Consider the following 25,329-nt stretch of genomic DNA (forward strand, 5'->3'; position numbering starts at 1 on the left):
GAGCGTATTCGCGCTGCCGCCGTACATTGCCAAGCCATGGACCGCCTTGAAAACATAGAGACATTCGTTCGAGTCGCGCAGACCCAGAGCTTCGCGGAAGCCGCGCGGCAGATGCGCGTGGCCAAGTCGGTGGTGACCAGCCGCGTGAAGCAACTCGAAGACCATGTCGGCGCGCCACTCTTCCATCGCAGCACGCGCGTGGTGCGGCTCAGCGACGTGGGTCAGGCCTTCCTGCGCGACTGCACGGAGCTCGTCGGGCGGGCCAACGACATCATGGACCAGATGCGCGACGCGCGGGCGGGGCCCACCGGCACGCTGCGCATCCATGCATTGACCGGCTTCGTGCTCGGCCACTTCGCGACGCTGCTGCGCGCGTTCCAGGTCAGCTTTCCGGACATCCACCTCGAACTGATCGTGAGCGATGCGGTGGTGGACCCGGTCAAGGCGGGCGTCGATTGCGCGTTGCAGATCTTTCCGGCGGCCTCGACGGAGCTGGTGTCGCGCTCGCTCTTCCCCGTTCGCCGCGTGTTCTGCGCGACGCCCGAATACCTGCGCATGCACGGCACGCCGGAAAGCCCGCGCGACCTGCACAAGCACACGCTCGGCCTCTATTCGGGCTACCCGACCCGCGACCGTTGGACCTTCCACCACGCGGACGAGCAGGTGACGATCTACATGACTGCCGCGTTACTGACCAACAGCGTGCACCTGCTGCGCGAGTACGCGATGGAGCACGCCGGCATCGTCTGCCTGCCGACACTGGTCGCGGGCGATTCGATCCTGCGCGGCGACTTGCAGGTCGTGCTGGCGGAGCACCAGTTGTCGTCGTTCTCGCTGAGCGCGGTCTATGCGGAGACATCGCGCAATGCCTTCAAGCTCAGGCTCTTCATCGAGCACCTCACGGCAGCGTTCACGCGCGTGCCGCCCTGGGACGCGGCCATGATCGACCGAGGGCTCCTGCCGGCGGGGCTCATTGCGGACGCGTGACCGTTTCGCACCAAAGGGCAATTCCGCCGGAGCGCAGGCGGTCAACCAGGACCGTCGGCGTTCCCGGGTAAACCCTGCGCATTGACCGGATTCCGCGAACAATGCGGCCCGGATTTGAGGCCTACCGGAGCGGCCCTTCGTTTCCTAAAGTGCAGTCACCGCAGCCCACCGCTGCCTTGTTGGCACCCAGAGGAGACACACACCATGACTGCCGCCTACCAGACCCGTTTCGGGTCCCTCAAGCACTACGAGAAGGGCCATGTGGAGCCCATCGCCGATGACGTGCGCCACTACGCTTTCTCCAACTGCTTCGACATCGCGAGCAAGAGCAAGCCCTACGAGAAGGTCGTCTTCGGCCAGAACCAGATCTATGTGCTGGAGACGCTGCGCGCCGAAGGCACCTCGCCCTGGTACACCAGTGCGCACGACGAGTTCGCGCTGGTAATGGACGGCGATGTCGAGGTGCATCTCGTCAAGCTCGACGCTAGCCAGACCGTTCAGGACGAAGAGAAGAACGGCGCCGTGCTGGTGAAGGGCGAACCCAAGGGCCCGAAGATGGGCTGGATGAAGCTTTCGCGCGGCCATCAGGGCCTGCTGCCGAAGAACACCGCCTACCAGTTCCGCACTGCCGGTGCCCCGGGCGTGATCGTCCTGCAAACCTGCAAAGGCGACCTGTCGGTAGAGAAATGGGCAGACATCTGCCAGACGCACTGAGCCACCAGGAGCACCACCATGAACGCACCCGCTGAACTCGCCAAGGTCATCGCGTCGCAGCCCGACGCCACGCTCGGCTACAAGGACTTCTCGCTCGGCAGCTTCGGCTTCCGCCGCGACGAGTATTTCGCCCACATCACCTGGAAGACGCGCGACGGCCGGCCGATGAGCCACACGCTGGACGTCGGCAACTACCTGCGTGCGCTGATGCGCGACGTGGCCTGGGGCTTCTTCTATGGATGGGTCAACTTCGACGATGTGGTCGGCACGGTCAACCACTACCAGTCGGTCGACCTCTACGCAGGCAGCTTCAACGGCACGATGAAGGAAGCCGGCATCGACATGCTCGAGAACTTCCCGACCGCGCAGATCCGCGCCACCTTCGAGGCCATGCTCGACGACTGGACCAACGAGAGCTTCGACCCCTTCTCGGCGCCGCAGGAAACCGGCTCGCCCTACGGCCGCAAGCAGGGAAACAACACGGCCAAGATCACCCGTGCCCGCGAACTGGCCAAGCGCTGCGTCGGGCTCAAGGGGGACCTCGACCTGCGCAGCGACGAGCGAGGCGCGCCCGTCAACCGTGCCTTCGCCGACGTGCCGCAGGGCCAGCCCGAACTGCACCCCGAGCCCGGCTTCGAGAACGAGGTGCATGCCTTCAATCTCTTCGGCTTCCTGAGCCGTTCGCAGGTCACCTGGAACCCGAGCTTCACCTCGGTCGTCAAGCACAGCTACATGTGCCCGACCACCGAGGAGCACATCCTGCCGATCATCCACGGCAACGACCGCGTCGAATGGTTCTTCCAGATGACCGACGAGATCCACTGGGACTGCGGCGACAAGAACACCGGCAAGCCGATGGCGCGCGTGATCATGAAGGCGGGCGACATGGCCGCCATGCCCGCCTACTGCCGCCACCAGGGCTTCAGTCCGAAGCGTTCGATGCTGCTGGTCTGGGAGAACGGCTCGCCCAGCCTCGTCTACGAGATCCAGAAGGGCGAGAGCCCGGAGATCCCGGTTCAGTTCTAGCCCGCATGGCGACGCTGCGCGGCAGGCCCGCGCAGCTTCACGACAAGGAGACTCTCATGGCAGACCGCATCCGGTCCGGTGCCGGTGCAGCTTCGCGCCGGCAATTCATCCAGCACGCTGGCGCGGGTACCGCCGCAGTGGCAGCCGCCACCCTGGGGCTGTCCGCGGAGCCCGCCCAGGCTGCTCAGGCTTTCGACGGCACCTACGACGTCGTGGTCTGCGGCAGCGGCTGCGGCGGGCTCGCCTCCGCGCTGTTCGCGCGCTGGCAAGGCAACAGTGCCGTGATCCTGGAGAAGGCCGGCGCCATCGGCGGAACGACCTCGAAGGCCGCGTTCTGGTACTGGGTGCCGAACAACGAGGCCATGAAGAAGGCCGGCATCGCCGATCCGAAGCCCGACTTCCTGAAGTACGTGGCACGGCTGTCGAACCCGCAGGGCTTCGATCCGGCGCATCCGCGCTTCGGCCTCACGCAGTGGGAATACGACATGTGCGAGGCCATCTACGACAGTGCCTCGCCGGCCGCCGAACTGCTGGCTGCCAAGGGCGCATTGCCCTATCGCCATGTGCCCGACGTTCCGGACTACTTCGCCGAACTGCCCGAGGACAAGGCGCCCAAGGGCCGTGTGCTGGTGCCGGCCGATGCCATCCCGAGCATGGCCGATGGCGGCCTGGTCGCTGTACGCACCATGTCCACCAAGGCGCGCCAGGAAGGCATCCCGATCCGCACGGGCATGCGCGTCACGAAGATCCTCCAGAACCCGAGCGGACGCGTGATCGGCGTCGAGGCCGAGGATGAACTGGGCGCGACGGTCCGGCTGCGCGCAAAGAAGGCGGTGATCTTCGCGACCGGCGGCTTCACGCACAACGTGGAACTGCGCAAGAACTTCCTCAACGGTCCGATCTACGGCGGTTGCGCCGCCCCCAGCAACGAGGGTGACTTCGTGAAGATGGCCGGCCCACTCGGCGCACAGTTGCGCAACATGAACTACGCATGGAGCTGCCCCGTGCCGCTCGAGAAGGCAGTGGCGCGCGATGGATCGATGTCGGGCATGTTCTCGGTCGCCGGCGACTCGATGATCTTCGTCAACAAGTACGGCCGGCGCACCGTCAACGAGAAGCTCCAGTACAACGAGCTGGCGCAGACCTTCTTCGAATGGGACGGCGCCAAGGCCGAGTACCCTAACCTGGTCCGCATCGCGGTGTGGGACCAGCGTTCGCAGCAGAACTCCGCCAGTGCGGAGTACGGCCGGCTGATCGTGCCGCCGGGCACCGACGACCGGCACGTGGTCAAGGGCGCCACCCTCCAGGAGCTGGCCCGCGCGATCGACGAGCGTTTCGTCAGGTACGCGGGCGTGATCGGCGGGGCCAGGCTGTCGGCGGATTTCCTGCCGAACCTTCAGGCTTCGATCACGCGCTTCAACGGCTTCGCGAAGACCGGGAAGGATCTCGACTTCAAGCGCGGCGAACGCGTCGTGGAGCTGCTCTTCAACGGCGATGTGAAGCAGGAGCCGGGCCGCAGCAACCCGACGATGTGGCCCCTGTCCGACACGGGGCCGTATTACGCGGCACTGGTCGTCTCCGGCACCCTGGACACCAAGGGCGGACCGAAGACCGACACGCACGGCCGCGTGCTGGACGCCCGCGACCAGCCGATCCCGGGCCTCTACGGCGTCGGCAACTGCGTCGCCTCGGCATCGGGTCGCGCCTACTGGGCCGGCGGCGCGACGCTGGGGCCGATCATCGCGTTCTCGTATCGGGCGGCGAATGCGGCACACGCCGAGTCCGGGAGCGCGGCATGAAAGGCCCGTTCGCCATCGCGGTGGCGCTTGGTTTGGTCGGGCTCGGCGCGGTGGCGGCACACGCCCAGTCGCCGGGCGAGCGTCTCGCCCAGAACAGCTGCACGCAATGCCACACCTTCGGCAAGGGCGAACCCAATGGGGTGGGACCGAACCTTTTCGGACTGCTCGGCCGCCAGGCGGCGAGCAGCCCGGGCTTCACGTATTCGAAGCAGTACGTCGAGGCGATGAAGGGAAAGACCTGGGACCGCGCGCTGCTCGAACGCTGGCTCACCGACACCCAGGCGGTGGCGCCGGGCAACACGATGGTCTATTTCCAGGACGACCCGAAGAAGCGCGCGGCGCTCATCGAGTACATGCAATCACTCAAGTGAAAGAAGGAGACTCACCATGGCCCTTACCCGTCAAACCATGACCGACGAGCAACGCAAGTCGGTGGCGCTCGAATACCTCAAGGCCTACGACAACGGCGGCGTCACTTCCACCGGCGGCTCGATCCTCGATCTGTTCGCCGACGACGCACAGGTGTACTTCCCCAAGTGGGGACTGGCGAACGGCAAGGAACAGATCGGCAAGCTGTTCGGCGAGGTCGGCAGTCGGGGCAAGTCCATCCGGCACGACTATGCGGGATTCAACTGGATCTTCTCGGGCACCGATCTGTTCGCGTGCGAAGGCACGAGCTATGGCGAACACGCCGACGGTCCCTGGCGCGCAGGCGTACCGGAATGGGCCGCGGGCCGCTGGTGCGACGTGTTCGAGGTCCGCGACTGGCTGATCCAGCGCTGCTTCATCTACCTGGACCCGGATTACGCCGGCAAGGACACGGCGCGATACCCCTGGCTTGCGGGCCAGAAGCAATGACCATCGGAACGAAACGGCAGAAGGTCCGCTCATGAATCTCGCAGACATCCAGCAGGCCGCCGGCCTGAAGACACCCATACGGCACCAGCTCTTCATCGATGGACGCTTCGTCGATGCGGAATCGGGCGAGACGCTCGCCACGTTGAACCCGCACGACAACTCGACGATCGCCGACGTGGCGCTCGCCGGCAAGGCCGACGTCGACAAGGCCGTGGCCGCGGCGAAGCGCGCCTTTCCTGCGTGGAGCCGCATGGCGGCGGCCGATCGTGGCCGCATCCTGCTCAGGCTCGCGGACCTCATCGAAGCCAACACCGAGGAGCTCGCGCGCCTCGAGTCGCTCGACACGGGCCATCCGGTGCGCGATTCGCGCAAGCTCGACGTGCCGCGCACGGCCGCCTGCTTCCGCTACTTCGGCGGCATGGCCGACAAGTTCCAGGGGGAGACCATTCCGGTCGAGGCGGGCTTCCTCAACTACACCTTGCGCGAGCCGGTAGGCATCGTGGGCCAGGTGGTGCCGTGGAATTTCCCGCTCATGTTCACGAGCTGGAAGATGGCGCCCGCGCTCGCGGCCGGCAACTGCATCGTGATGAAGCCGGCGGAGATCACGCCGCTCAGCTCGCTCAAGATCGTCGAGCTGATGGCCGAGGCCGGCATGCCCGAGGGCGTTGTCAACATGGTGCCGGGGCTCGGGCCCGTCGTGGGCCAGTACATCGCCGAGCATCCGGAGATTGCGAAGATCGCCTTCACCGGCAGCACCGCGACCGGGCGGCATGTCGTGCGGGCGAGTGCGGGCAACCTCAAGAAGGTGCAGCTCGAACTCGGCGGCAAGGGTCCGAACATCGTGTTCGAGGACGCCTTCCTGCCCGCCGCGGTCAACGGCAGTGCATGGGCCATCTTCCACAACCAGGGGCAGGCCTGCATCGCCGGCTCGCGGCTGATGCTGCACGAGAAGATCGCGGACGCCTTCCTCGACAAGTTCATCCCGCTCGCGCGATCGATCCGCCTGGGCAACCCGCTCGACGATGCGACCGAGATGGGACCGCTCACGAGCGCCCAGCATCGTGAGCGCGTGCTGAACTATGTCGAGGTCGCGAAAGGCGAGGGCGGGGAAGTGCTCACGGGCGGCAAGTCGCCGGGCGGCGACCTGGCGCGCGGCTGCTACGTGGAGCCCACGGTGGTGCGCGCGAAGTCCTACCGCGACCGCGTGTCGCAGGAAGAGGTGTTCGGTCCCTTCGTCACCGTGCTTACCTTCAAGACCGACGAAGAGGCGATGGAGATCGCCAACGGCACCGACTACGGCCTCGGCAGCGGCCTGTGGACCAGCAACCTGCAGCGCGCCCACAGCGTCGCGCGTGACCTGCATGCGGGCATGGTCTGGATCAACAGCTACAAGCGCGTGAATCCGGGCTCGCCCTTCGGCGGCGTCGGCCAGAGCGGCTACGGCCGGGAGATGGGATTCGACGCGATGCGCGAATACACGCAAGTGAAGAGCGTCTGGGTCAATATCGACGCCCAGATTCCTCCTCACTTCGAACGCTGACCATCATGCGCGACTTCATCTACACCTCTCATCCCCAACGGGTCGTCTTCGGCGCCGGTTCGCTCCAGCAACTGGCGCGCGAGATCGACACCCTCGGGGCGCGGCGCGCACTCGTGCTCTCCACGCCCGAGCAGCGCGGCCAGGCCGAGCGCGTGGCCGAGATGCTCGGCGCGCAGGCGGCCGGCATCTTCGATCGTGCGGTGATGCACGTGCCGATCGAGACTGCGCGCGAGGCACGTGAGGTCGCGCGCAAGCTCGATGCCGATTGCGCCGTGGCCATCGGCGGCGGTTCGACCACCGGTCTCGGCAAGGCCATCGCGCTGCACTCGGGATTGCCGATCCTCGCGATCCCGACCACCTACGCCGGCAGCGAGATGACACCCATCTACGGGCTCACCGAAGCGGGTCTCAAGAAGACGGGCAAGGATCCGCGCGTGTTGCCGCGCACGGTGATCTACGACCCCGAGCTCTCCCGTACCTTGCCCGTGGGCCTCAGCGTGACCAGCGGCATCAACGCCATCGCCCATGCGGCGGAAGGCCTCTACGCGCAGGACAGCAATCCCGTGATGGACCTGATGGCGCGCGAAGGCATCGCCGCGATCGCGCGCGCATTGCCGGTGATCCGGCTGCAGCCCGATGACATCGAGGCGCGGGCCGATGCGCTCTACGGCGCGTGGCTGTGCGGCAGCGTGCTCGGCAACGTCGGCATGGCCCTGCACCACAAGCTGTGCCACACGCTGGGCGGCAGCTTCAACCTGCCGCATGCGGAGGTGCACACCGTGGTGCTGCCGCATGCCATCGCGTTCAACGCCGAAGCGGCACCGCGGGCGATGGACCGCATCGCGCAGGCGCTCGGCACGGAATCGGCGGCAGCGGGGCTCTATGCGCTCGCGCGCGACAACGGTGCGCCCGTCGCGCTCAAGGACATCGGCATGCGCGCCGAGGACCTGGACCGCGCGGCGGATATCGCGGTCAGCAATCCCTACTGGAATCCGCGGCCCTTCGGGCCCGCCGAGCGCGACGCGATCCGCGCGCTGCTCCAGAGGGCTTTCGACGGCGACCCGCCGCGTTGAAGCCGCTGGCGATTTTGTGCAGGAAGAGAAAGAAAGAAGGAGACAACCATGACAAATCGCAGACAGTTCACCCAGGCCGCAGCGGCATTGGCCGCCACGGGCGCCACGCCGCTGGTCTTTGCAGCGGACACGCTCAAGATCGGCTACGTGTCGCCGCAGACCGGGCCGCTCGCGCCCTTCGGCGAGGCGGACAAGTGGGTCATCGACCAGATGAAGACGGTCTTCAAGGACGGCATCAGCGTCGGCGGCAAGAAATACGAGGTGCAGATCGTGCTGAAGGACAGCCAGTCCAATCCCAACCGCGCGGGCGAGGTCGCCAACGACCTGATCCTCAAGGACAAGGTCGCGCTCGTGCTCACGGCAGGCACCCCCGAGACCGCCAATCCGGTGAGCGATGCCTGCGAGCTCAACGAGGTGCCCTGCATTTCCAGCGTGGTGCCATGGCAGCCGTGGTTCTTCGGCCGCAAGGGGGATCCCGCCAAGGGCTTCAACTGGACCTACCACCTGTTCTGGGGCCTGGAAGACGTCATCGCCAACTTCACCAACGGCTGGAAGTCCATCCCGACCAACAAGAAGGTCGGTGGTCTCTTCCCCAATGATGGCGACGGCAACGCGTGGGGCGACAAGGAACTGGGCTTTCCGAAGCCGCTCTCGCAGATGGGCTTCACGCTCGTCGATCCGGGCCGCTTCCAGAACGGCACGCAGGACTTCAGCGCGCAGATCGCGGCCTTCAAGAAGGACGGCGTGGAGATCGTCACCGGCGTGGTGATCCCGCCCGACGCCAAGACCTTCCTCACGCAGGCGCGACAGCAGGGCTTCAGGCCCAAGATCATCACGCTCGGCAAGGCGCTGCTCTTCCCCGGTGCGATCGACGCGCTGGGCGACCTGGGCGACGGGCTGTCGACCGAGGTGTGGTGGAGCCCGTCGCATCCCTTCACGTCCAGCCTGACGAAGCAAAGCGCCAAGGCATTGGCCGAGGCCTACGAGGCGGGAACGAAGAAGCAGTGGACGCAGCCGATCGGCTTCGCGCATGCCTTGTTCGAGGTTGCTTCCGACGCGCTGTCACGTTCCAAGTCCGTGAAGGCTTCCGACGTCCGCGACGCGGTGGCTGCAAGCTCGCTGGCGACGGTAGTGGGTCCGGTGAAATGGGGCGGGCAGGGCCCGTTCAAGAACGTCAGCAAGACACCGCTGGTGCTCGGCCAGTGGGGCAAGGGCAAGAAGTACAAGTACGAGCTGACGATCGTCAGCAACGAGGCGGAGCCCAACATTCCAGTCGGCGGCACGCTCCGCCCAATGCCGAGCTGAGCGCCATGGCACTGCTCGCGCTCCATGCGGTCAGCAAAGCCTATGGCGCGCTCAAGGTCACCGACGACATCACGCTCGCGGTGACCGAGGGCGAAACGCTGGGCATCCTCGGGCCGAACGGCGCGGGCAAGACCACGCTGTTCAACCTGATCTCGGGCGACGTGCATGTGGATGCGGGCCGCGTGGAGTACGAAGGCAGGGACGTGACCGCGCTCAAGCCGCACCAGCGCTGCCATGCGGGCATCGGCCGCAGCTACCAGGTGCCGCAGCCCTTCGGCAACATGAGCGTGTTCGAGAACCTCGTCACCGCCGCCTGCTTCGGCGCGCAGGAGCGCGAACAGGAGGCATGGCAGACGGCGCACGAGGTGCTGGCGCAGACGGGCCTGATGCCGCATGCGAACAAGCCGGCCGGCGGACTCACACTGCTGGACCGCAAGCGTCTCGAACTCGCGCGCGCGCTCGCGACGCGGCCGAAGCTGCTGCTGCTCGACGAGATCGCGGGCGGCCTGACCGAGCCCGAGGCGCGCCAACTGGTCGAGGAGCTTCAGGAGATCAAGGCGCGCGGGGTGACCATGATCTGGATCGAGCACGTCGTGCATGCGCTGCTGTCGCTGGCCGATCGGCTGTTCGTCATCAACTTCGGGCAGAAGCTGGCGGAGGGGGAGCCTCGCGCGGTGATGAACGATCCCGAGGTGCGGCGCGTGTACATGGGGATGGAAGCATGAACGGCGTTCTGCCTTGTCCCCTCTCCCTCTGGGAGAGGGTTAGGGTGAGGGCATGGGCGTTGCCATCGGCGTGGGCTTGCCCATCGTCCGGTGCCCTCACCCCAGCCCTCTCCCAGAGGGAGAGGGAGCAAAGACCATGACTGCGTTGCTTTCAACCCACGGCCTCAAGGCCTTCTACGGCGACGCGCAGGCGCTCTTCGGCGTCGACTTCTCGCTGTCGCAAGGCGAACTGGTCGCGGTCATCGGGTCGAACGGCGCGGGCAAGTCGACCCTGCTCAAGTGCCTGACGGGCCTGGTGCGCGCGCCGCGCGAGGCCGTGCACTTCAAAGGCGAGGCGATCGGCGGCCTGCCGCCCGGAGAGATCGTGAAGCGCGGGCTGGCCATGGTGCCGGAGGGGCGCCGCCTGTTCCCGAGCCTCAGCGTCGAGGAGAACCTGCTGATCGGCGGGCTCACCGGCCGCAAGGGGCCATGGAACCTGGATCGCCTCTACGCGCTGTTCCCGATCCTCGCGGAAAAGCGCCACGACCCCGGCACCGCGCTGTCGGGCGGCCAGCAACAGATGGTGGCCCTCGGCCGGGCGCTCATGAGCAATCCCGAGGTGCTGTTGTGCGACGAACTCTCGCTGGGCCTCGCGCCGATCGTCATCCGCGAGATCTACGCCGCGATGCCCGACATCACCCGCGAAGGCATGACGGTCGTGATCGTGGAGCAGGACGTGACGATGGCGCAGCGCGTGTCGCAGCGCATCTACTGCCTGCAGGAAGGGCGCGTGTCGCTGCAGGGCCGCTCGAACGCCCTCACGCGCGAGCAGATCTCCCAGGCCTACTTCGGTCTCTGAGCCCAGAAAGACGAGGAGACATCCGTGCTTGAAACCATCCTCCAGGGCGTGCTGCTCGGCGGCCTCTACACGCTGTTCGCGCTCGGGCAGTCGCTGATGTTCGGTGTCATGCGCCTCACCAACACTGCGCAGGGTGACTTCATCATCCTTGGCGCATTCGCGGTGATCGCGGGCACCTCCCTGTTCGGCGACGCGCCGCTGCTCATCACGCTGGCGGTGCTGCCCATTGCCTTCGGCTTCGGCTACGCGCTGCAGCGCTATGTGCTCAACGGCACGCTGGGCAAAGACCCGCTGCCGTCGCTGGTCGTGACCTTCGGTCTCTCGATCGTGATCCAGAACCTGCTGCTCGAAGTGTTCTCGGCGGACCCGCGATCGATCGAGACCGGCGGACTCAACACGCAGGGGCTGCGCATCGGCGAGTCGCTGTCGCTCGGCGTGCTGCCGCTCATCGTGCTGGCGATCGCGCTGGTGGCGACGGCGGCGCTGCAATGGCTGTTCGCGAACACGGCGCTCGGCCGTTCCTTCCGGGCGGTGTCGGACGACCGCGAGATCGCCGAACTCATGGGGCTGAACGCGAAGAAGGTCTACGCGCTGGCGACGGCGATCGCCTTCGTGCTGATCGCCGTGGCGGGCGCCCTGCAGGGGATGCGGACGACCGTGTCGCCATCGGACGGGCCGCTGCTGCTGCTCTTCGCCTTCGAGGCCGTGATCATCGGTGGGATGGGCTCCTTCTGGGGCACGCTGGCCGGCGCGATGATCCTCGGGATCACGCAGCAGATCGGCTTCAGGCTCGATCCCGGATGGGGCATCTGGGTGGGGCACCTGGTCTTTCTCCTGGTGCTGGTCCTGCGCCCGCAAGGCCTCTTCCCCAAGACACGTGGATGACGAGATGACGAACCTTCCGACCTTCAACGTAGTGCGCAGCACGGCCGTGAGCCGCTCGGCGCTGTGGATGGCGATTGCGCTCGTCGTGTTCGCCGCCAGCCTGCCCTTCTGGGGCGAATCGAGCTGGATGCGCGAGTTCGTCGAGATCGCCTGCTACTTCATCTTCGCGATGATGTGGAACCTGCTCGCGGGCTATGGCGGCATGGTGAGCATCGGGCAGCAGGCCTTCTTCGGTTTCGGCGGCTACGTGATGCTGATACTCGGCAACTTCGCGGGGCTCAATCCCTTCGTCGCGATTCCGCTGGGCGCGCTGGCGGCGGGCGCGATCGCGGTGCCGGTCTCCTTCGTGGCATTCCGGCTGTCGGGCGGCTATTTCGCGATTGGCACCTGGGTGATCGCCGAAGTGTTCCGGCTTAGCTTTGCGAACGTGTCGGCTGTCGGCGGCGGATCGGGCACCACGCTGACCGCCTTGCGCGGCATCGAGAAGGCGACGCGCGAGAGCGTGACCTACTGGATGGCGCTGGCCTGCGTGGTGGCGGCGGTCGCGCTGGTCTACCTGTTCCTGCGCAGCAAGCGCGGCCTGGCGCTGCTCGCGATCCGTGACAACGAGGTGGCTGCGGAATCGCAGGGCATTCCCGTGGCCCGCATGAAGCTCGCGGTGTATGTGGTCGCGGCCTTCGGCGCGGGCCTGGCGGGCGCGCTCTATTTCGTCGGCAACCTGCGCATCAGCCCGGATGCGGCCTTCAGCGTGAACTGGACTGCGTTCGCGATCTTCATGGTGGTGATCGGCGGCATCGGCCGCATCGAGGGACCGCTGGTGGGGGCGCTCATCTTCTGGGCGCTCAACAAGTTCCTGAGCGACTATGGCACCTGGTACCTGCTCGGCCTCGGCGTGCTGGCGATCGTCGTCACCATCTTCTTCAAGCAGGGCCTGTGGGGATTCGCGCAGCAGCGTTGGGGCTGGTCGCTGTTCCCGACGCAGAGGCGCCTGGTGACCGGCCAAACGGCGACACTCAAGCGGCCTGTGTCTCCGGCCCTTCCTTCCGACCTGGAGTTCCATCCCCATGCGAAACATCAATGAACACACCATCACCGCCGCCGTGCTCGACCGCATGGCGCAGTGCGAAGACCCGCGGCTGAAGGAGATCATGTCGGCGCTGGTGCGCCACATGCACGACTTCGCACGCGAAGTGAAGTTGACCGAAGCCGAATGGGCGGCCGGCATCGACTTCCTGACCGCGACCGGGCAGAAGTGCAGCGACAAGCGGCAGGAGTACATCCTGTTGTCGGACACGCTGGGCCTGTCGATGCTCACGGTGGCGCTCAATCATGCGAAGAGCGCGCAGGCCACCGAGGCCACGGTGTTCGGCCCATTCCACGTGCAGGGTGCGCCGAAGCTTCCGCTCGGCGGCGACATCTCGGGCGGGGCCAAGGGCGACCCGCTGTTCGTCAACGCGACGGTGCGCGGGCGCGATGGCGAACTGGTGGCCGATGCCGAAGTGGATGTGTGGGAGGCCGATGCCGAGGGCTTCTACGACGTGCAACGAGCCGGGCTCGACGGCCCGCAGGGCCGCGCCGTCTTCCGCACGGATGCCGAAGGCCGGCTGTGGTTCCGCGGCGTGATGCCGGTCGCCTACCCGATCCCGACCGATGGGCCGGTCGGCGTCATGCTGCGGGCGACCAAACGTCATCCGTGGCGGCCCGCGCACGTCCACTTCATGATCAAGGCACCGGGCTACGAAACGCTCATCACGCACGTGTTCCGCGATGGTGACCAGTACCTCGACAGCGATGCGGTCTTCGGTGTGCGGAGTTCGCTCATCGGCGACTTCGTGTCGCACCGCGATGGCGTCGCACCGGATGGCAGCGTGCAGGCGAAGCCCTTCCACACGCTGAACTTCGACTTCGTGCTGGAGCCGGAATCCGCCGGTTGAGACTCGGGCGAGAGGGTGGTCATAATCGCTGCGATGCAGGAACCCCGCTCGTCCATCACCCCGCCCGAAGTGCTCGCGCCGCACACACCGCTGCCGCACTACTACGGTGACGAGGCCGAGCACGAGAGCTTCCTGCGCCGCATCTTCGACGACACGGCGCCTGACTACAACCGCATCGAACGCGTGCTCGCGCTGGGGTCCGGTCCGTGGTACCGGCGCTCCGCCTTGCAGCGCGCGGGCCTCAGGGCTGGTGCGCAGGTGCTCGACGTCGGCATCGGGACCGGGCTGGTCGCGCGCGAGGCGTTGACGCTCATCGGACCCGGCGGCCATCTGGTCGGCGTCGACCCGAGCCTCGGAATGATGGGCGAGGTGGCATTGCCCGATGTCGAACTGGTCCGTGGCCGGGCCGAAGCGCTGCCGCGACCGGACGCCAGCAGCGATTTCGTCAGCATGGGCTACGCGCTGCGCCACATCGCCGACGTGCACGCGGCGTTCGCGGAGTTCTTCCGCGTGTTGCGCCCGGGTGGGCGCCTGCTGGTACTCGAGATCAGCAAGCCCGCCGGACGCGTGGGCACTGCGGTGCTCAAGGCCTACATGCGCAGTGTGGTGCCGGTGATCGCGAAGGTCGTGGCGCGAAGTCACGACACTTCCGAGCTGTGGCGCTTCTACTGGGACACGATCGAGGCTTGCATTCCGCCGGAGTCGGTCGTGAGCGCACTTCGCGCCGCCGGCTTCGAGGACGTGAAGCGGCACGTCGAACTCGGGATCTTCTCCGAGTACACGGCCATCAAGCCGGCCTGAGGACAAGGCATCAGGGCATCAAGGCGATGATCTTCTTGATCTCGTCCTTGGAGTAGGCGCGCAGTGTCTGGGTGCGTATGTTGCCGAGCGAGCCGACGCTGAGCAGCGCGGCCATCGTCGCTTCATCTCCGCCTTCGGTGATGATCACCATGTCGTAGGCGCCGGAGGTCCAGTGCATGCTCTTGATGGTCAGGCCGAGCTTGCCAGCCAGTCCGGTGAAGGCGTCTGCCCGGTTGGGCGACTCCTTCACGCTGCGGATGCCCTGTTCGGTGAAGCTGAGGAGCGAGATGAAGGTGGACATGGCGGAGCCCTCGTTGCGGCTTGGCAAGCCGGGGCGAAAGAGTCTAGGCTTCCCTTCCGCTTCAGTCGAACGTCACAGCGGTGGGACAGTCCACGGCCGGCATCGACAGCAAGTCTTCGCGACGAGGGATCGATGCCTGGGCGCCTGCCCGCGTGACGCATACCGCGGCGGCCTGGATGCCGAGCGCGATGCCGTCATCGATCGCGGCGTCTCTGCCAAGCGCGGCGCACAGGGCGCCGATGAAGGTGTCGCCTGCAGCGGTGGTGTCGACGGCCTTGACCTTCAACGCGCTGAAGTGGCGACAGCCTCCGGCATCGCAGGCCACCACGCCTTCGCTGCCCATCGTCAGGATCACGTGTGCCGGGCCGCGCCGGTGCAGTGTGTCGGCGGCGCGAGCTGCGGTCGTCGTGTCGCGGACAGCAATACCGCACAGCATCGCGGCCTCGCTCTCGTTCAACACGAGGATGTCGACGAGCTTCCACAGCGCATCGGCGAGCGGCTCGGCAGGCGCGGGGTTCATCACCACGGTGCAGCCGCGCGCATGCGCCAGTCCGGCCGCGTCCACGACGGATTGCATGGGTACTTCGAGTTGAAGCAGCAACAGGCGCGCCGTGACCAGGTCGCGTTGCAGGCGCTGCGTGTCGTCGGCGCCGACGAACGCATTGGCACCCGGGATCAGCGCGATGCGGTTCTGCGCGCTGTCGTCGACCATGATGAGGGCCACGCCTGTCGATGCCGTCGCGAATTCGACGTGCTCGACCTCGATGCCATCGGCCGCGAGCGAATCCTTCAGCGAGAGCCCGAACGCATCGTCCCCCACACGCCCGACCATCGCGACGCGGGCACCCTGGCGCGCGCAAGCGACAGCCTGGTTGGCGCCCTTGCCGCCGGGGTTGTTCATGAACGAGTGCGCCTGCAAGGTTTCGCCGGCATCGGGCACGCGCGGCACACGGACCACGAGGTCCATGTTGAGACTGCCGAAGACGACGATGTCGGCCATGGGCGTCCGACCTACCAGCGCAACGCCACTGTGTGCACGGGTGCGTCCCACAAGCGCTTGGTTTCTTCGTCGAGCGCCGTCACGGTGAGCGAAGCACCGGCCATTTCCAGCGAGGTCGTGTAGTTGCCGACCAGCGTGCGCACGACGTCCAGGCCTTCCGCGGCAAGCCGAAGGCGTGCATGGTGATGCAGCAGATAGAGCTCCATGAGGGGTGTGCCGCCGAGACCATTGACCAGCAGCAGCACCTCGCGGCCTCGCGCGAGCGACAGGTCCTTCAGGATCGGATCGAGCAGCAAGTCGACAATGCCGGCCGCGGGCGCGAAGGGCATGCGCTGCCGGCCCGGCTCGCCGTGGATGCCCACGCCAAGCTCCATCTCCTGCTCACCGATCTCGAAAGTCGCCACGCCCGATGCCGGCACGATGCAGCTGTTGAACGCCACGCCCATCGACGCCGTGCCGCCATTGACGCGGTCGCCGAGCGCCTTGCATTCGAAGAGGTCCGCGCCGGCCTCTGCGGCAGCGCCGACCATCTTCTCGACGATCAGCGTGCCGGCCACGCCGCGGCGGCCGCTGGCGTGCATCGAATGTTCGATGGCAACGTCGTCGTCGACCACCACCATCAGGTGATCGAGGTCGACCAGCATGTCGCTCGCCATCTGGAAGTTGAGGCGGTCGCCCGCGTAGTTCTTCACGATGAAGAGCACGCCGCGGCCGCCGTTCACGCTGTGCGCGGCGGCCAGCCACTGGTCGGGCGTCGGCGAGGTGAAAACCTGGCCCGGACAGGCGGCATCGAGCATGCCGCGCCCCACGTAGCCCGTGTGCAGCGGTTCATGGCCGGAGCCGCCGCCGGACACGACGGCCACCGCATCGCGCTTGGGCACACGCCGCGCGACGAAGGTCGGGTCGAACTCGACGCGCAGCAGATCCGCATGCGCCGAGGCCAGGCCCGAAAGGCTTTCGACGATGGCGTCGTCGACGTAGTTGATGAATTTCTTCATCGTGAGTCCTCGAGGAAATCCCGATCAGGGTGAGGCATCGTGGGGCCATGGCGCCCGGCTGTCATGCGAGGTTCTCCGCAGTCAGGATGTCGACTCTCGGGTTGCTCACCGCCAGCGCCCCGCGCACGCCTTCGCACAGGGCACGCAGCACCCGCGCGGCGGTGGTGACGACGTAATGGACGTCCTGGTGCAGCACGAAAGTCAGCGCACCGGAGATCAGCATCGAGCGGTGCACGTCGAGGAGGTCATGCGCGACCATGCCGAGCGACGCGTCGTAGCCGTGCTCGGCCAGCGCGCGGTGCACGCCATGGCTGCCGGGGCCGACGTTGTAGATGGCCGTGAGGCGGCCACCGGTCGCCTGGGGGTCGAGCGCCTCGCGTGCGCGCCGGTAGGCCTCGTCCTCGGATTCGGGCATGTCGTCCACGCGCAGCAGCTTTGCACCGGCGAAACGCTCCTCCAGCACCTGCGCGAAGCCGATGCCGCGGTCGATCTCGGCGGCGTAGCGGGTGGCCGGCGAGAGCAGGGCGCAGTGACCCTGGCCGGCCGGCGCCTCGCGGCCCAGCAGCAGGCCGGCGGTGCGGCCGGCGGCGCGGTTGTCGGCGCCGATGAAGGTCTCGCGCATGGAGCCCGCGACGTCGGAGAACAGCGTGACGACGTGCACGCCGGAACGCACGAGTTCGTTGACGGCGAGCTTGACCGAGGGTGTGTCGGGGGCCAGCAGTGCGACGCCGTCCATGTCGGACAGGCGCGCGAGTTCATCGGCGAAGGCATTCGGTTCGGTGGCCGGTAGCCGGCGCGTCACTTCGGTGATGTGCTGGTGCCGGAAGTCACCGGCCGCCTGGGCGATGACACGGTCGACCAGGTCGAAGAAGCCGCGTCGCGCGGACGGCAGCACGAAGGCGAAGCGATAGCTGTCGGTGGAGCGCGGTCGCCCGCGCATCGGCGTCGCGGCGCCCAGGTCCTTCATCGCTTCGCGCACGCGTTGCACGGTCGCGGGATTGACGCCGGGACGGTTGTTCAGCACGCGGTCCACGGTGGCGGTGCTGACGCCGGCCGTCTCGGCGATCTGGGTGATGGTGACGGAAGTGGCCAACCTGAAAAGAGCCTCAATAAATCAATCAGGAGTGTCGCCGATGTCTGCGGGGCCGAGGCTTCGGGCTATCCCGCACCGGCGTTGCCGCAGGCCCTCGGGCACCTGATGCCCTAGGGTTTGCATTGATTGATTTATTTAATGCGCTTTTTATTATTCCATCAAGCCGAACCGCTGTCGCCGAAAGGTGGGCGGGCGCAGGCCGGTAGGCGCCAGACCGACGAATGGCGCATCCTCACACAGGAGATGAGCAAATGAAGTGGTTGAACAAGCGATCGACTGTCGGCACTGCGCTCGTCGCGGCGCTGGCCCTGGCTTCGGGTGCAGCGCAGGCCCAGGCCAAGCAGCTCACCCTGTGCTGGGCGGCCTGGGACCCGGCCAACGCACTGGTCGAACTGTCGAAAGACTTCACCGCGCAGACCGGCGTGCAGATGAAGTACGAGTTCGTGCCCTGGCCCAACTTCGCGCAGCGCATGCTCAACGAGCTCAATTCCAAGGGCAAGCTCTGCGACCTGCTCATCGGCGACAGCCAATGGATCGGCTCGGCCGCGACCGAAGGGCACTACATCCAGCTCAACGAGTTCTTCGACAAGAACGGCATCAAGATGAGCGACTTCATGCCGGCCACGGTCGAAGGCTATTCGACCTGGCCGAAGGGCACGAAGAACTACTGGGCGCTGCCCGCGATGGGCGACGCGGTGGCCTTCACCTACCGCAAGGACTGGTTCGCCAAGCCCGAGCTGCAGGCCGAGTTCAAGGCCAAGTACAACCGCGATCTCGCGCCGCCGAAGACCTGGGACGAGCTCAAGCAGATCGGCCAGTTCTTCCAGAACCGAACCATCGACGGCAAGAAGGTCTACGGCGCTGCCATCTACACCGAGCGAGGCTCCGAAGGCATCACCATGGGCGTGACGAACACCATGTACGCGTACGGCATGGAGTACGACAACCCGAAGAAGCCGTATGACATGAAGGGCTACATCAACGGGCCGGAGGCCGTGGCCGGACTCAAGTTCTACAAGGAACTCTTCGACTGCTGCACGCCGCCCGGACATTCCAACGCCTACATGACCGAGGATCTCGACTCCTACAAGTCGGGCCAGGTCGCGATGCAGATGAACTTCATCGCCTTCTTCCCGGGCATCGCCAAGGATCCGAACGTGGGCGGCGACAAGACCGGCTTCTTCACCATGCCCAAGGCCAAGATCGCAGCGGCACAGCTCGGCGGCCAGGGGATCTCGGTCGTCAAGTATTCGGACAAGAAGGACCTCGCGCTCGAGTACATCAAGTGGTTCGCGCAGCCGTCGGTGCAGCAGAAGTGGTGGGATTCGGGCGGCTTCTCGTGCCACAACGCGGTGCTCTCCAAGCCCGGATTCGACAAGAGCACGTCGTACGCACCGGTGTTCCTCGACTCGATGAAGATCGTCAAGGACTTCTGGCAGGAGCCGAGCTACGCGCAGTTGCTGCTCGCGATGCAGAAGCGCACGCATGACTACGTCGTGGCCGGCAAGGGTACGCCGCAGGAGGCGCTCGACGGCCTGCTCAAGGACTGGACCGAAGTGTTCAGGGAAGACGGGAAGATCAAGCCCTGATGCGCGGCGCCGTCCCATGTCCTTCGTCCAGGTCGACAACACCGTGATGCGCGGTGCGGAGAGCGAGAGCCGCCGGCTCACCGGCCAGGGCCTCTCCGACCGCGCGCTGGCATGGCTCTTCGTCGGCCCGACGATCCTGCTGCTGCTGGCGTTCAACATCTTTCCGCTGATCTGGACGATCTGGCTGTCGTTCACCAACTTCCGCGCCAACCGGCCGGGCGCGGACGTGCTGTGGGTCGGCATCAGCAACTACTCGCGGGTGCTCAACGACGAATCGATCTGGGAGAACATGCAGGCCACCGCGCATTTCCTGGCCTGGTCGATCACGCTGCAGCTCCTGCTGGGCTTTGGGCTGGCGCTGATGCTGAACCGGCGCTTTCGCACGCACAGCTTCTGGAGCACCGCGATCCTGCTGCCGATGATGTTGGCGCCAGCGGTGGTCGGCACCTTCTGGAAGTACTTCTTCGAGCCGCAGTACGGCATCTTCAACTACATCGTCAACTTCTTCCGCGCGCCTTTCGGCATGGCGGGCAGCTTCACGATGCTAGGAGACACGACCCTTTCGCCGTGGGCCATCGTCCTGGTCGACACCTGGATGTGGACGCCCTACGTGATGCTCTTGCTGCTGGCCGGGTTGCGATCCATCCCGCCCTATCTTTACGAGGCCGCCGAAATCGATCGCGCAAGCGAATGGACCAAGTTCTGGCGCATCACCCTGCCGATGGTGATGCCCTTCATCATCCTCGCGGTGCTGTTCCGTGTGATCGAGAACTTCAAGATGTTCGACCTCGTGGACAACCTCACCAATGGCGGCCCCGGCTCCGTCACCGAGCTGGCGTCGATCAAGCTCAAGCGCGAGGCCTTCGAGAAATGGCGCACGGGGTACAGCTCCGCGCTGGCGATCATCCTCTTCGTGTCGATCTACGGGCTCTCGCTCGTGACGGTGCGTTTCCTCGACCGGGTGAAGCAGAGATGAAAAACGCAGTGCACTCGCCTCTGGATCCGACACCCCGGGCGAAGGCCTTCGCCGGCTTCGTCGTCGTCGCCTATGCGTTGATCTCGCTGATCCCGCTCGTGTGGATTCTCATGACCAGCTTCCGTACACCACAGGATTCGATCGCCTATCCGCCGCGTGTCATCACCCAGCCTTCGCTGATCGGCTACGTCAACCTCTTCACCACGCGTTCGCGCGTCAGCTCCCAGGAACTGGCCACGTTACCGCCGCCCGCCACCTGGTACGAAGGATTGGTGCGCGAACAGCAGATGATCCTCGCCGGGCCTTCGCGCTTCTCGGACCGCTACCTGAACTCGGTGCTGATCGGCTTCGGCTCGACGTTGCTGTCGGTCGTGCTGGGCACACTCGCGGCCTATGCCTTCTCGCGCTTCAGGGTGCCGGGCAAGAACGACCTGCTGTTCTTCATCCTGTCGACGCGGATGATGCCGCCCATCGCGGTGGCGATCCCGATCTACCTGATGTACCGCGCGGTCGGCTTCTCCGACACGCACCTGGGGTTGATCCTGCTCTACACGGTGGTCAATCTCTCGCTCGCGGTGTGGCTGCTCAAGGGCTTCATGGACGAGATCCCGCGCGAATACGAGGAGGCCGCCATGGTCGACGGCTACACGCGCTTCCAGGCCTTCATCAAGGTGGTGCTGCCACAGGCCGCCACGGGCATCGCGACCACGGCGATCTTCTGCCTGATCTTCGCTTGGAACGAATACGCCTTCGCGCTGCTGCTCACCAGCGGCACTGCGCAGACGTCGCCACCCTTCATCCCGACCATCATCGGCGAGGGCGGACTCGACTGGCCGGCGATGGCGGCGGGCACCACGCTGTTCCTGCTGCCGGTGCTTGTCTTCACCATCCTGCTGCGCAAGCACCTGCTGCGCGGCATCACCTTCGGAGCGATCCGCAAATGAGGCCGTCGACGAGAAGCTGGCTGCGCCGCTCGCGCTGGGAACCCGCCAGCATGGTGCTCATCGGGCTCGGGCTGGTCATGCTGATGCAGCCGTGGTCGCTCGACGTCTACAGCTATTCCTTCGCGGTGCTCCTCGCGGGGGTGGCGGGCTACACCGTCGCGGGCAAGCTGCCCTGAGAGCACAACATGGCCGAGATCCGCATCCAGAAACTGCACAAGCGCTTCAGCGATTTCGTCGCCGTGCGCGATTCGACGCTGACGCTGGAAGACGGCAAGTTCGTCGTGCTGCTCGGCCCCTCGGGCTGCGGCAAGACCACCACGCTGCGCATGCTGGCGGGGCTCGAATTCCCGACCTCGGGCTCGATCACGCTGGCCGGCCAGGACGTGACCTACCTGCGCCCGCGCGAGCGTGACATAGCCATGGTGTTCCAGCTCTTCGCTCTCTACCCGCACCTGGGCGTGCGCGGCAATCTGGAGTTTCCGCTGCGCAATGAGGGGCTGAAGCGCGCCGAGATCGACCGCCGCGTCTCGGATGCGGCGTCGATCCTGCGCATCGAGCACCTGCTCGGTTCGCGCGTCGGCGGGCTGTCCGGCGGCGATCGCCAGCGCGTTGCGCTTGGCCGCGCCATCGTGCGCCAGCCGCAGGCCTTCCTGATGGATGAGCCGCTGGGCACGCTCGACGCCGAGTTCCGCGAGCTGATGTGCGTGGAACTGCGCAAGCTGCATGGGCGCCTGAAGACGACGACAGTCTTCGTCACGCACGACCAGAACGAGGCGATGGCGCTGGCCGATCACATCGTGGTGATGAACCAGGGCGAGATCCTGCAGGCCGATGAGCCGGGCGCGATCTACAACTTTCCGAGCTGCATGTTCGTGGCGCGCTTCATTGGCCGGCCGCCGATGAACTTCGTGCGCGTCGACGGCGCGGTCCACGCGGGCGACGCATCGGTGTCGCTGGCCGGCGCATCGGTGAGCCTGCCGCGCATCGAAGCCGATGCGGCCGAGGCGGTGCTGGGCGTGCGGCCGGAGCATGTCAGCGTGGGCGTCGAGGGCGCCGGACTGGCGGCCGAAGTGCGGCATGTGGAGTACTTCGGCTCGCATTGGGTCGCCGAACTCGCGACCGCGGCCGGCGCACTGAAAGCGGTGATCGACAAGTCCCGGCACCCGGCCCCCGGAGATCGGGTGGCGATCGGCTTCAACGCCGATCGGCTCGTGCTCTTCGACACCGCGACCGAACAGTTGCTTCCCAGCGCGACGACGCGCCTGCACCAGGAGGCGAAACGCCATGGCCAGCATTGAACTTGCCGGCATCAGTCGATCGTTCGGCGACGTCAAGGCGGTCGCAGACCTGAGCATCAATGTCGCCGACGGTGAGTTCCTCGTGCTGCTCGGGCCGAGCGGCGCGGGCAAGACCACCACGCTGCGACTCATCGCCGGATTGGAGCGCCCCGATGCAGGGCGCATCCGCATGGACGGGCGCGACATCACCGACAGCCTGCCGGCGAGCCGCGACTGCGCCTTCGTGTTCCAGCAGTATTCGCTCTACCCGCATCTCTCCGTGTTCGACAACCTCGCGTTCCCGCTGCGATCGCCGTTGCGGCGCAGCGAGCCGGCGGAGGTCAGGCGCCGCGTGCACGAAGTCGCGGAGATGCTCCATATCGAGGGCAAGCTGGCGCGCCGGGCCACCGAGCTCTCCGGCGGCGAGATGCAGCGCGTGGCGATCGGCCGCGCCCTGGTGCGGCGCCCACGCGTCTTCCTGATGGACGAGCCACTGTCGTCGCTCGATGCGCAGCTTCGCGAGGAATTCCGCGTCGAGTTGCGGCGCCTGCAGCGCAGCACCGGCGCCACCGTTGTGTATGTGACACACGATCACGTGGAAGCCACCACCATGGCCGATCGCATCGGCATCCTGGAGCGCGGCGTGTTGCAGCAGGTGGGGACGCCGCTGGAGGTCTACGGCGACCCGCGCACATTGCCGGTGGCGCAGCGACTGGGCTCGCCCGCCATCAACGTGCTGCCGGCGCAGTGGTTCGCCGGCCGCGCGCCTACCGGCACCGCGCATGTCGCAATCCGGCCCGAGGATGTGCGGCTGTCGCCCGACGGCGAGGCGCCGGGCTTCCAGGTCATCGAATGCTCGCTCGTGAAGCACCAGCTCGTGGCCGAGCGACAGGGCGTGGAGGTGCATGCCCGCGTGATGCTCGACGAGCCGCTCGCGCCCGGATCGCAGGCGCGCTTCGGTTTTCCGACCGAGCACTGTCTTTTCTTCGACGCGGCAGGACGCCGCATTGGAACGCCATGAACACGCAACACATCATCGGGGCGCTGGAGGCGGTTCAAGCGTCGATCCTCGCCAACGAGAGCCAGATCGAGTCGCTGGACCGCGCCATCGGCGACGGCGATCACTTCATCAATGTGCGCCGCGGTTGCGACGTGCTGATGGCCATGCGCGACGAGCTGGTGCCGCTGCCGCCCGCGGCCGCCTTCACGAAGATCGGCATGAAGCTGCTGTCGACCATCGGCGGCGCGTCCGGCCCGCTGATATCGAGCTTCTTCATCGCCATGGGCAAGACCCTGGCCGGCATCGCGGAGCCCGATCGGCCGCAGTTCGCCGCCGCCTTCGTCGCGGGCGTGGAAGCCATCAAGAACCGTGGCAAGGCCGATCTGGGCGAGAAGACCATGCTCGATGTGCTGATCCCCGTGTCGCGGCTGCTGCAGCGGCTGGCCGATGAGGGTGCGCCCTTGGCGGCGTTGTGCGAGCAGCTCACTGCGGAAGCGCACCGGAACATGCTCGCCACGCGCGACATGATTGCGACCAAGGGCCGTGCGTCCTTTCTCGGGGAACGCGCGCTGGGCCACATCGACCCTGGATCGAAGACTTGCGAAGTCGCCATCACGGCGGTGTGCGAAACGCTCAAGGAGACCGCATGAAGAAATTCGTCAACGACGTGGACGCCATGCTGCGCGAGTCGCTGGGCGGCATGGTCGAGGCGCATCCGCAATTGCTGCGCGTCGAGTTCGAGCCGACCTTTGTCGCACGCTTCGAACCTGCGGCGAACAAGGTGGCATTGATTTCCGGGGGAGGCTCGGGCCACGAGCCCTTGCATGCTGGCTTTGTCGGGCGCGGCATGCTGGACGCGGCCTGTCCGGGCCAGGTCTTCACCAGTCCCACGCCCGACCAGATGCTGGCCGCGGCAGCCGCGACCGAGTCGGGCAAGGGCGTGCTGTTCATCGTCAAGAACTACGCCGGCGACGGCATGAACTTCCAGATGGCGAGCGAGATGCTGGAAATGGACAACGCCACCGTGCTCGTCAACGACGACGTGGCCGTCGAGAACTCCACCCACACGACCGGGCGCCGCGGCGTGGCAGGCACCCTGGTGGTCGAGAAGTCGGTCGGCGCCGCTGCCGAGCAGGGCGCGACGCTCGCTGAATGCAAGGTGCTCGGCGATCGCGTGAACGCGGCAACGGCGTCGATGGGCGTCGCCTTCACGAGCTGCACGGTGCCGGCGGCGGGACGACCGACCTTCGACATCGGCCTCGACGAGATCGAGATCGGCGTCGGCATCCACGGCGAGCCGGGCCGCCGCCGCGCGACGCACATGCCGGCCAACGAGATCGTGCGGCTGCTCATGGACGCGATCCTGGGCGACCTGAAGGCGAAGGCAGGGCGTGAGGTGCTGCTGCACGTCAACGGCTTCGGCGGGACGCCGCTGATGGAGCTCTACCTGTTGCACCATGCGGCCAATGCGCGCCTGAAGGCCGACGGGCTGGTGCCGGTGCGATCGCTGGTGGGCAACTACACGACATCGCTCGACATGGCGGGCGCGTCGCTGACAGTGACGCTGCTCGACGACGAACTGAAGACGTTGTGGGATGCGCCTGTGCACACTGCGGCATTGCGCTGGTAAGTCAGACAAATGCTGCGAACGAAGCATTTGGGCTGA

The 25,329-nt window shown here is 66.4% G+C and carries 27 protein-coding genes; 23 read left to right on the forward strand and 4 right to left on the reverse strand.

The window, feature by feature from the left end; genetic code table 11:
• The first annotated feature begins 36 nt into the window (after window positions 1–36).
• From AC1D3B_RS10275 to AC1D3B_RS10345, 15 genes are all read left to right on the forward strand, one after another.
• Window positions 37–987, forward strand: coding sequence for a LysR family transcriptional regulator (locus AC1D3B_RS10275; protein ID WP_478190553.1), 951 nt, complete (start codon window positions 37–39; stop codon window positions 985–987).
• A 204-nt stretch (window positions 988–1,191) separates the two neighbouring features.
• The gene (locus AC1D3B_RS10280; RefSeq protein WP_478190554.1) at window positions 1,192–1,701 is read left to right on the forward strand and encodes a cupin domain-containing protein; all 510 of its coding nucleotides are present in this window, start codon (window positions 1,192–1,194) and stop codon (window positions 1,699–1,701) included.
• An 18-nt stretch (window positions 1,702–1,719) separates the two neighbouring features.
• A complete protein-coding gene (locus AC1D3B_RS10285; protein ID WP_478190555.1) occupies window positions 1,720–2,727 on the forward strand; it encodes a hydroxyquinol 1,2-dioxygenase in 1,008 nt (335 codons plus the stop codon).
• 56 nt (window positions 2,728–2,783) lie between these two features.
• Window positions 2,784–4,526, forward strand: a complete 1,743-nt coding sequence (locus AC1D3B_RS10290) for an FAD-dependent oxidoreductase (protein ID WP_478190556.1) — start codon at window positions 2,784–2,786, stop codon at window positions 4,524–4,526.
• The gene (locus AC1D3B_RS10295; RefSeq protein ID WP_478190557.1) at window positions 4,523–4,897 is read left to right on the forward strand and encodes a c-type cytochrome; all 375 of its coding nucleotides are present in this window, start codon (window positions 4,523–4,525) and stop codon (window positions 4,895–4,897) included. Before AC1D3B_RS10290 ends, AC1D3B_RS10295 begins: the two co-directional genes overlap by 4 nt.
• A gap of 16 nt (window positions 4,898–4,913) precedes the next feature.
• Window positions 4,914–5,384, forward strand: a complete 471-nt coding sequence (locus tag AC1D3B_RS10300) for a nuclear transport factor 2 family protein (RefSeq protein ID WP_478190558.1) — start codon at window positions 4,914–4,916, stop codon at window positions 5,382–5,384.
• A 76-nt stretch (window positions 5,385–5,460) separates the two neighbouring features.
• On the forward strand, window positions 5,461–6,924 hold the full coding sequence (locus AC1D3B_RS10305) for an aldehyde dehydrogenase family protein (protein WP_478190674.1): 1,464 nt from the start codon (window positions 5,461–5,463) through the stop codon (window positions 6,922–6,924).
• Between the two features lie 5 nt (window positions 6,925–6,929).
• Window positions 6,930–7,997 (forward strand): maleylacetate reductase, encoded by a 1,068-nt coding sequence (locus AC1D3B_RS10310; RefSeq protein ID WP_478190559.1) that lies wholly within the window; start codon window positions 6,930–6,932, stop codon window positions 7,995–7,997.
• 48 nt (window positions 7,998–8,045) lie between these two features.
• Window positions 8,046–9,302 carry an ABC transporter substrate-binding protein gene (locus AC1D3B_RS10315; protein ID WP_478190560.1) on the forward strand — a complete coding sequence of 419 codons (1,257 nt, stop codon included), beginning with the start codon at window positions 8,046–8,048 and terminating at the stop codon, window positions 9,300–9,302.
• Between the two features lie 5 nt (window positions 9,303–9,307).
• Complete coding sequence (locus tag AC1D3B_RS10320; RefSeq protein ID WP_478190561.1) at window positions 9,308–10,027, forward strand: ABC transporter ATP-binding protein; 720 nt, start codon at window positions 9,308–9,310, stop codon at window positions 10,025–10,027.
• Between the two features lie 136 nt (window positions 10,028–10,163).
• On the forward strand, window positions 10,164–10,865 hold the full coding sequence (locus AC1D3B_RS10325; RefSeq protein WP_478190562.1) for an ABC transporter ATP-binding protein: 702 nt from the start codon (window positions 10,164–10,166) through the stop codon (window positions 10,863–10,865).
• 24 nt (window positions 10,866–10,889) lie between these two features.
• Entirely contained in the window at window positions 10,890–11,750 is an 861-nt protein-coding gene (locus AC1D3B_RS10330; RefSeq protein ID WP_478190563.1) for a branched-chain amino acid ABC transporter permease, read from the forward strand.
• Window positions 11,751–11,754: 4 nt separating this feature from the next.
• Entirely contained in the window at window positions 11,755–12,831 is a 1,077-nt protein-coding gene (locus AC1D3B_RS10335) for a branched-chain amino acid ABC transporter permease (RefSeq protein ID WP_478190564.1), read from the forward strand.
• A complete protein-coding gene (locus AC1D3B_RS10340) occupies window positions 12,815–13,684 on the forward strand; it encodes an intradiol ring-cleavage dioxygenase (RefSeq protein ID WP_478190565.1) in 870 nt (289 codons plus the stop codon). The genes AC1D3B_RS10335 and AC1D3B_RS10340 overlap by 17 nt, the downstream gene beginning before the upstream one ends.
• A gap of 33 nt (window positions 13,685–13,717) precedes the next feature.
• Window positions 13,718–14,485: a class I SAM-dependent methyltransferase gene (locus tag AC1D3B_RS10345; RefSeq protein WP_478190566.1), complete on the forward strand. Its 768-nt coding sequence runs from the start codon at window positions 13,718–13,720 to the stop codon at window positions 14,483–14,485.
• 10 nt (window positions 14,486–14,495) lie between these two features.
• Here AC1D3B_RS10345 and AC1D3B_RS10350 read toward each other — a convergent pair whose 3' ends face one another.
• The 4 genes from AC1D3B_RS10350 to AC1D3B_RS10365 form a co-directional block, all read right to left on the reverse strand.
• Complete coding sequence (locus tag AC1D3B_RS10350; protein ID WP_478190567.1) at window positions 14,496–14,786, reverse strand: GYD domain-containing protein; 291 nt, start codon at window positions 14,784–14,786, stop codon at window positions 14,496–14,498.
• Window positions 14,787–14,847: 61 nt separating this feature from the next.
• A complete protein-coding gene (rbsK, locus tag AC1D3B_RS10355; protein ID WP_478190568.1) occupies window positions 14,848–15,786 on the reverse strand; it encodes a ribokinase in 939 nt (312 codons plus the stop codon).
• An 11-nt stretch (window positions 15,787–15,797) separates the two neighbouring features.
• Entirely contained in the window at window positions 15,798–16,784 is a 987-nt protein-coding gene (dhaK, locus tag AC1D3B_RS10360; RefSeq protein ID WP_478190569.1) for a dihydroxyacetone kinase subunit DhaK, read from the reverse strand.
• 61 nt (window positions 16,785–16,845) lie between these two features.
• Window positions 16,846–17,877, reverse strand: a complete 1,032-nt coding sequence (locus tag AC1D3B_RS10365; protein ID WP_478190570.1) for a LacI family DNA-binding transcriptional regulator — start codon at window positions 17,875–17,877, stop codon at window positions 16,846–16,848.
• 251 nt (window positions 17,878–18,128) lie between these two features.
• On the opposite strand from AC1D3B_RS10365, the gene AC1D3B_RS10370 reads away from it, so the two are divergent.
• The 8 genes from AC1D3B_RS10370 to dhaK (AC1D3B_RS10405) are packed head-to-tail and all read left to right on the forward strand — an operon-like array spanning window position 18,129 to window position 25,293.
• A complete protein-coding gene (locus tag AC1D3B_RS10370; protein WP_478190571.1) occupies window positions 18,129–19,466 on the forward strand; it encodes an ABC transporter substrate-binding protein in 1,338 nt (445 codons plus the stop codon).
• 16 nt (window positions 19,467–19,482) lie between these two features.
• The gene (locus AC1D3B_RS10375; RefSeq protein WP_478190572.1) at window positions 19,483–20,442 is read left to right on the forward strand and encodes a carbohydrate ABC transporter permease; all 960 of its coding nucleotides are present in this window, start codon (window positions 19,483–19,485) and stop codon (window positions 20,440–20,442) included.
• Window positions 20,439–21,386, forward strand: coding sequence for a carbohydrate ABC transporter permease (locus AC1D3B_RS10380; RefSeq protein ID WP_478190573.1), 948 nt, complete (start codon window positions 20,439–20,441; stop codon window positions 21,384–21,386). Before AC1D3B_RS10375 ends, AC1D3B_RS10380 begins: the two co-directional genes overlap by 4 nt.
• Complete coding sequence (locus tag AC1D3B_RS10385; protein WP_478190574.1) at window positions 21,383–21,562, forward strand: hypothetical protein; 180 nt, start codon at window positions 21,383–21,385, stop codon at window positions 21,560–21,562. The genes AC1D3B_RS10380 and AC1D3B_RS10385 overlap by 4 nt, the downstream gene beginning before the upstream one ends.
• 9 nt (window positions 21,563–21,571) lie before the next feature.
• Window positions 21,572–22,684 carry an ABC transporter ATP-binding protein gene (locus AC1D3B_RS10390; protein ID WP_478190575.1) on the forward strand — a complete coding sequence of 371 codons (1,113 nt, stop codon included), beginning with the start codon at window positions 21,572–21,574 and terminating at the stop codon, window positions 22,682–22,684.
• Window positions 22,671–23,684 (forward strand): ABC transporter ATP-binding protein, encoded by a 1,014-nt coding sequence (locus tag AC1D3B_RS10395; RefSeq protein WP_478190576.1) that lies wholly within the window; start codon window positions 22,671–22,673, stop codon window positions 23,682–23,684. The genes AC1D3B_RS10390 and AC1D3B_RS10395 overlap by 14 nt, the downstream gene beginning before the upstream one ends.
• Complete coding sequence (dhaL, locus tag AC1D3B_RS10400) at window positions 23,681–24,313, forward strand: dihydroxyacetone kinase subunit DhaL (protein ID WP_478190577.1); 633 nt, start codon at window positions 23,681–23,683, stop codon at window positions 24,311–24,313. The genes AC1D3B_RS10395 and dhaL overlap by 4 nt, the downstream gene beginning before the upstream one ends.
• On the forward strand, window positions 24,310–25,293 hold the full coding sequence (dhaK, locus tag AC1D3B_RS10405) for a dihydroxyacetone kinase subunit DhaK (protein WP_478190578.1): 984 nt from the start codon (window positions 24,310–24,312) through the stop codon (window positions 25,291–25,293). Before dhaL ends, dhaK (AC1D3B_RS10405) begins: the two co-directional genes overlap by 4 nt.
• The last annotated feature ends 36 nt before the right edge of the window (window positions 25,294–25,329 follow it).

Source organism: Variovorax sp. P5_A3 (assembly GCF_056400665.1).